The sequence below is a fragment of the Paraburkholderia nodosa DSM 21604 genome (assembly GCF_000519185.1).
Classification (GTDB): domain Bacteria; phylum Pseudomonadota; class Gammaproteobacteria; order Burkholderiales; family Burkholderiaceae; genus Paraburkholderia; species Paraburkholderia nodosa.
Window position 1 is genome coordinate 96239 of sequence record NZ_JAFA01000029.1, and the last position, 6766, is coordinate 103004.

A 6766-nucleotide genomic window follows, 5' to 3' on the forward strand; every position below is an offset into this window, starting at 1 on the left:
CGTGTAGCCCTCAAGCTGCGGCGGCGTTTTCCAGTGTCCGCACAGGCGCACTGCGCGGACTCGCAATGCCAAAATGGGCTGCCAGCATATCGACCACGTTATCCGCCATACCGGTGCGCGTTTCTTCGGTAGCCGAACCAATATGCGGCGTGAGCACGACGCGCGGGTTGTCGATCAGTGCCTGCGGCACGTGTGGCTCGTGCTCGAACACGTCGAGCGCCGCCCCTGCGAGCCGCTGCGCATCGAGCGCGGCGATCAGCGCCTTCTCATCCACTACGGGGCCGCGCGCAATGTTGATGAGAAAGCCTTGCGGCCCGAGCGCGTCGAGCACGGCCGTATTCACCAGATGATGCGTTTGCGGTGTCAGCGGGCAGGTGAGGATCAGCATGTCGCTATCGGCCGCGAGACGCGTGACGTCGTCGTAGTACGGCAGATCGACGCTCTTGCGGTTCGGCCCGTAATACGCGACTTGCGAGCCGAACGCCTTGAGCCGCTTCGCGATGGCCGCGCCGATCATGCCGAGCCCGACAATGCCGACCTTCATGCGCGAGACCGAGCGGCCGAGCGGCAGCGCGCCGTGCTCCGGCCACTTGCCGGAGCGCACATACGCGTCGGCCTGCACGATATCGCGCGTGAGCGCGAGCGCGAGGCCGATCGCGGTGTTCGCGACATCCTCGGCCAGCACGTGCGAGGCATTCTCGATGCGGATGCCGCGCGCCTGCGCGCTTTTCACATCGAGGTTGTCGAGCCCGGCGCTGTAGCTCGCAATGATCTCCAGCGCGGGCAGGGCGTCGAGAAACGCCGCGTCGATCTTCGTCTTGCGCAGCGCAATGCCGCGAATGGACGCGCCATGTTGCGCGAGGAACGCAGCGGCTTCGCGCGGCGCCTTCGGCAGATCGAGCATCGTGAAGAGCGACGCGAGTTCGGCCTGAGTGCGTGCCGGCAATTCGGCTGCGTTGAGAATGATGGGTTTTGCCATGATGAGTCGATGAATCCTTGCTTCGTTTGATGCGTGCGTTCGCGTGCTCAGCTGACTTTCACGCGCTCGATGCGGCCCATGAACACGAGATAAACCAGCGCCGCGACCACGCAGTGTGCCGCGACAAAATAAAGACCGGCCTTGTAGCCGCCCGTTGCCTGCACGATATAGCCGAACACGATAGGCGTGACGATGCCGCCGATATTGCCGATGCAATTGAAAATCGCGCCGGCAAGGCCCACGGCTTCACGCGGCGCGGTATCGCACGCAATGGCCCAGGTGCCCGCGCCGGCTGCGGCGCCTTTGCCGAAGAAGGCGACCGTCATCAGCAGGACGATGACGGTGTTGCTCTCGGTGAACGCCGAGAACACGATGCAGCAGCCCACGGCCATGCCGACGATATACGGCGTCTTGCGCGCCCACGACACGCTCCAGCCGTGCCGGATCAGCGCGTCCGAAATCGCGCCGCCCGCAATGCCGCCGAGAAAACCCGCGATGGCGGGCAGCATCGTCGCGAGACCGGCCTGCATGACGTTCATGCCGCGCGCCTGCACGAGGTAGATCGGAAACCACGTGATGAAAAAATAGCTCAGCGCGATGACGCAATACTGGCCGATATACGAGCACCAGAGCATGCGGTTGCCGAGCAGCATACGCAGCGTCTTGCCGGATACGGCGGGGCGCGACTGGCGCTCGAGCTTCGAGTCGATGTCGATCATCGCGCCGCCCGCTACGAGGCGGTCGAGTTCGGCGGGCGAGACACGCGGGTGCTTGCGCGGTTCGTGCATCACGAGCGCCCAGATTCCGGCGCTGGCAATGCCGATCAGGCCGAGCGCGAAGAACGGCGCGGGCCAGCCGAACTTGCTGGTGAGCCAGCCCGCGAACGGCGAGAAGATCGCCACGGCGAAATACGATGCGGACGCAAACAACGACGTGGCGAAGCCGCGCTCTTCCTTGGGGAACCACATGACGGTCACGCGGCTGTTGGCGGGGAAGCTGGGCGCTTCGATCAGCCCGAGCGCGAAGCGCAAGGCGAACAGCAGGCCCAGCGCCACTGACATATCGGTCGTGACCCTGCCGACGAAGCCGACGAGAATCGTGGCGAGCGACCACAGGATCAGCGTGGCGGCGTACATGACTTTCGTGCCGACGCGGTCGAGCAGCAGGCCGCCGGGGATCTGGCCGACCACATAGGCCCAGCTGAACGCCGAGAGCACGTAGCCGAGCTGAATATGGTTGAGCCCGAATTCTTTTGCTATGCCGGGCCCGGCAATCGAGAGGATCGCGCGGTCTGCGTAGGCGACCGTCGCGAGCAGCAGGATGGCGGCCAGAATCGTGAATCGCGTGCGGGTGGCGCGGGTGGCTTCCGTCGCTTCCGTGGCGGCAAAGCCGGCGGTCCTCTGCGTTGACATCGATGTCTCCAGTCCCGTGCTCGAAGCCGCGGGTATCATTATCGATCCGTACCCGCAAGCATCGTCTCAATGCCGGGGCAGATTGACTGTATTTGACGCACCGCGCCAGTACGCGTCAATCTTGATTGAGCGAATCAACCAGGCAAACCCAGGAAAACTAGTGGAAATCTGGATGACACAGGAGGAGGCCTGTCACGCGCTGGGCGTGCGCAAGCAGACGTTGTACGCGTACGTGAGCCGCGGGCGCATCGAAGTCCGGTGGGACCCGGAGCACGCAAGCCGCAAGCTGTACCGCGCTTCGGACGTCGCGGCGCTCAGGAAGAAGCGCGACCTTGGCCGCGCCCACAAGAGCATCGCGGCGAGCACGATGGCGTGGGGCGAGCCCATCATCAACACGCGCATTTCCACGATCACACGGGGGCGGCTTTACTACCGCGGCCACGATGCGATCGACCTCGCGAGCCGGGCGACGCTCGAAGACGTGGCTCGATGCTTATGGGAAACGGACGCGGCGCCGGTCTTCCCCACGTTCCACGACGACGTGAACGTACCCGAGGGCGCGCCGCCGCGCGCGCGGGTATATGCGTCGATCGCGCTGGCCGCGGCGCAGCCGCGTGCAAGCGGCGCGCTCGACGCTGCACGGTTGAATGACGAAGCGGCCTGCCTCGTGGGCCGCTTCGCGAGCGCCTTCGTCGGGCCGGGCGAGATTGGCCGCTTCGGCGCAAGCGGCGCACTGCATGCGCGTCTTGCGCGTGCGTGGCGGTGCGAAGCGCAGGCGGACTTGCTGCGGCGTGCGCTCGCGTTGCTCGCGGACCAGGAATTGACGACATCGGCGTTTGCGGCACGCGTGGCGGCGTCGACGGGGGCGTCGCTCGGCTCGTGCATGCTCGCGGGCCTGGCCGCATTCGCCGGGCCCTTGCATGGCGACGCCGCGCTGCGCGTGCAGGCGCTGCTCGGTGATGTGCGCGCGATGGGGGTGGCTGGCGCGGTCGAGCGCTGGTTGAAGGCGAACGGGCCGTTGCCGGGTTTCGGTCACGAGTTGTACCCGCAAGGCGACCCGCGCGCGGCGGACCTGCTCGCGGCGTTCGATGTGCCGGACGAGGTGCGCGCGCTGATCGAGTACGTTCGCGTATCGCGCGGTCTCGCGCCGACGATCGACATCGCGCTCACCGCGCTTGCCAGCTATTGCCGCTTGCCGGAAGACGCTGTGTTCGCGATATTCGCCATTGGGCGGAGCGTGGGCTGGATGGCGCACGCCATCGAGCAGATGACCAGCGGCACGCTGCTGCGGCCGCGGGCCAACTATATCGGACCTGTTGGCGCGGGTGCCGCGCGAGGCGCCGGGAATCATCAGGAGTATTGACGACTGCGCAAGCGGTCGCGTCCATGCCCGGCGCGGCCGCTTGCATCCAGCACTCAATGACCCAGCCCGCTCGCGGCGATCTGCTGCTCGACGTACTGCGCGAACAGCGAATGCGTGTGCGTGGTCGGGTGAAGGTCGTCGGCGAACATATAGGTCTGGTCGGCATTGGCCGCGACGTAGGTGGCGGGCGAGCAGAGCAGCGAGGTGTTGTCAGGCGTTTTCGAAGGGTCGCACGCCTGGGCCGTGTTGGACACGGTAAATCCGTTCGTCTGAAAGTTCGCGACGAGCTGCGTGATCCAGGTGTAGGAATCGACTTCGATGACCTTGCCTTGCAGGCCATCCGTCTGCAACGCGCCGTTCAACGTCGAGTTGAAGAGCTGCGAGAGCTGGGTCAGGTTCGCGCCGCCGTCGGCCGAGGTGATGCCCTTGGGCGAGAGACCGATGTTCGGCACGTTGACCACCACGACATGCGTGGCGCCGGCCTGCACGATCTGCCCGACGATTTGTGCGAGCGTCGTGGCGGCAGTCTGCACGACCGTGTTGGCCGTAGGCGGGTTGCCGGCGCGCAGCACATCGTTTGCGCCTGCCCAGACCAGCACGAGCTGGCCGGAGTTGAAGGTGCCGTGAGCGGAGATATAGCTCGACACCTGCTGATTGACCGGCATTTCGATATTGCCGATCACGTCCGAGAGGAAGTCGTACTGGTTGGCCGGCGTGGCGACCGTCGAGCCACCCTCTGCGTAGCCGAAGCCGCCTTGCGCGCTCAGCTTGTGATCGAGGCCGACAGTGTACGCGGCGTTCAGGCTGTCCCCATAATATTGCGCGACATCCTGCGACCAGACCTGACCGGGGTTGGTCGTGAACCGCCCGCCGCCCACGGCGCCCGCAAGCGGCGCGTAGGTCCCGACATCGGAAAGGCTGTCGCCGAACGAGACGACCTGCAGCTTGACGCCGCCCGCCGGCGTGCTGGTGCCGCTGCCCGAGCCTCCTCCTCCTCCGCCGCCACCGCCGCCGCCGCACGCCGCGAGCAGGAAAATCAGTCCGGCGGAAATTGCCACCCGGATCCGGGTATCGATCGTTGCCATTGTGCCCCCCTTACCGCTTGACGCGATTGCGCCCGCGACCGGATAGGGCGGGCCTAAGAGGGCTAGCAAAAAGAATGCGCGGAGCCTACAAATGGCTGACTTGAATGCCAGGGATGGCGTGAGGCGTTAAAGAACCAGCGTTTCGAGCCGGTTGCCGCCCAGCGCTTTCGCGCTGTAGAGCGCGGTGTCGGCGGCGGCCAGCAGGTCGGAGAGGGTGGACGCTTCGTGACCATGCTGCGCGAGGCCGATGCTCACCGTGGCGCGTATGGCGACGCCATCGACCTTGTTCATGGCGGTTTGAGCGAAACGCCTGGCGATCGCTTCGCCCACCGCTTTGGCGCGCACGCGGTCATGGCCCGGCAGCAGGGCGGCGAACTCTTCACCGCCTATGCGCGCGAGGATCGCCTCGGGTCCCATGGCGCTGCGGGCGATGTCCGCGAACGTCTTGAGGACTTCATCGCCGGTCTTGTGGCCGTAGCGATCGTTGATGGTCTTGAAGTGGTCGAGATCGAAGGCAAGCAGCGAAACCGGCTGACGCGCCCCGGGCTGACGCGCCCCGGGCTGGCGCGCCCCGATCTCGCTCATCACGCGCTCGCCTTCTTCGAAGAACCAGCGGCGGTTGCCAAGGCGGGTCAGGTAGTCCGTCTGCGACTCGCGCAACAGCTGCCCATGCGTTTCCTCGCGGATCAGCTTGATCAGGGCCATGGGCAGAACGATCGAATACAGCACGCCTTCATACATCGTGATCTTGCTGACTAGCGCGACAAAGCTGTCCCCATAGCGGCTCCCCAGCAACGGGAGGACAAACGTCCGGAACACGTAAAAGAGCGCGTGGAATCCCGTGACGAACGTCGCGACGTGGCGCGATTGCCCCCCTTTTATGCCGTCGCCGCGCAGCAGCTCGCGCGAGGTCATGGCGCTCACCAGCGCAATGGGAAGCGCGCTCGCGTAGTACCACATGGCCTGCGGATGCCGTGCGCCCCATGTGGCCCATGTCAGCGCGATCAACGCGAGCAGGGCGATCGAGCCCGCCCGGTATTGCCGCCCGTTCAGCGTCGCGACGCCGTGCAGAACCAGCAGATAGCCGGCCATGATGACGAGGTTGCTGAGGGCGGAGCCCCATACGCCGGGCAGATCGGCGCGCACGAGCACCGCGGCGCAGCCGGTTGCGAGGGTGGCGTAGCCCCCGGCCAGTATCCGCAATGCCTTGCTGCGCGCGGGATGCGTACGATGCTCCCAGAGCGTCATCAGGGAACTGGCTAGCAGGGTCCCGATCAGGAGAAAGTAGATGGTAAGTAGATCGACGTGCATCGCTGGCGTGGGGCTTCTACGCCGGTACATCGCGGCGAACGCGCATTTTACGCCGAAACTTAATACCGCGATGCTCGTTCCCTGATTGTCCGCCGCGTGCCCGCAGCGTGCCGGGCCGGCTTCACGCGTCGCGCCACGCCTCGATGCGTTCTGTATCGAGCCCGAACTGGTCGAGCGCGCGGCTCACCGAATGATCGACCATTGCCTGCAGGCTCGCGGGCTTCGCGCAGAACGCGGGCACCGGCGGGAACACCACCGCGCGCTTGGGGTTGGTATTGTGCCGCGGACGCTTGCGCGGTTTGGGCTTGAAGGTGCGGTGTTTAAACCGCTTGCGATGGCGAATGGGTTTAGTGAAGTGGTGATCGCTACGCGGGCGTACGATCGGTCGGCAGGGACGCAGGCGTTGCTTGAGATGGTTGCGCAGGGGCGCGGGTGATAATGTGATCAGGAGTGCGATGGAGTTTTTTGTTTTGCTCAGGGTTGTGCTTTTGGCCTTTCCTTTTGTTCGCGTCGGTATGCAGGCGTTGCCCCTGTGCGGGGCGGCACCTACTTTTCTTTGCCAGCGGCAAAGAAAAGTAGGCAAAAGAAAGCCGCTCAAACCGCTAGCGCCTGCCAC

General features: G+C 65.4%; 5 protein-coding genes and 1 pseudogene. 1 reads left to right on the forward strand and 5 read right to left on the reverse strand.

Annotated features, from left to right (window positions below; translation table 11 throughout):
* Positions 1-10: 10 nt before the first annotated feature.
* Positions 11-979: a 2-hydroxyacid dehydrogenase gene (locus tag A3CW_RS0131950; RefSeq protein ID WP_028207203.1), complete on the reverse strand. Its 969-nt coding sequence runs from the start codon at positions 977-979 to the stop codon at positions 11-13.
* A gap of 47 nt (positions 980-1026) precedes the next feature.
* Entirely contained in the window at positions 1027-2391 is a 1365-nt protein-coding gene (locus tag A3CW_RS0131955; RefSeq protein ID WP_028207204.1) for an MFS transporter, read from the reverse strand.
* A gap of 172 nt (positions 2392-2563) precedes the next feature.
* Here A3CW_RS0131955 and A3CW_RS48180 point away from each other — a divergent pair, with 172 nt between their 5' ends.
* Entirely contained in the window at positions 2564-3754 is a 1191-nt protein-coding gene (locus A3CW_RS48180) for a citrate synthase family protein (RefSeq protein ID WP_035514578.1), read from the forward strand.
* 53 nt (positions 3755-3807) lie between these two features.
* Here A3CW_RS48180 and A3CW_RS0131965 read toward each other — a convergent pair whose 3' ends face one another.
* The 3 genes and pseudogenes from A3CW_RS0131965 to A3CW_RS53655 all read right to left on the reverse strand — a co-directional run.
* On the reverse strand, positions 3808-4839 hold the full coding sequence (locus A3CW_RS0131965; RefSeq protein WP_028207205.1) for an SGNH/GDSL hydrolase family protein: 1032 nt from the start codon (positions 4837-4839) through the stop codon (positions 3808-3810).
* 126 nt (positions 4840-4965) lie between these two features.
* Entirely contained in the window at positions 4966-6150 is a 1185-nt protein-coding gene (locus A3CW_RS0131970) for a GGDEF domain-containing protein (RefSeq protein ID WP_028207206.1), read from the reverse strand.
* A 121-nt stretch (positions 6151-6271) separates the two neighbouring features.
* Positions 6272-6766, reverse strand: a pseudogene (locus A3CW_RS53655) (hypothetical protein); the annotation flags it as partial.

Bases quoted from the DNA above. Each gene is read 5' to 3' on its own strand.
- A3CW_RS0131950 (WP_028207203.1), bottom strand. From the start codon at position 979: ATGGCAAAACCCATCATTCTCAACGCAGCCGAATTGCCGGCACGCACT.
- A3CW_RS0131955 (WP_028207204.1), bottom strand. From the start codon at position 2,391: ATGTCAACGCAGAGGACCGCCGGCTTTGCCGCCACGGAAGCGACGGAA.
- A3CW_RS48180 (WP_035514578.1), top strand. From the start codon at position 2,564: ATGACACAGGAGGAGGCCTGTCACGCGCTGGGCGTGCGCAAGCAGACG.
- A3CW_RS0131965 (WP_028207205.1), bottom strand. From the start codon at position 4,839: ATGGCAACGATCGATACCCGGATCCGGGTGGCAATTTCCGCCGGACTG.
- A3CW_RS0131970 (WP_028207206.1), bottom strand. From the start codon at position 6,150: ATGCACGTCGATCTACTTACCATCTACTTTCTCCTGATCGGGACCCTG.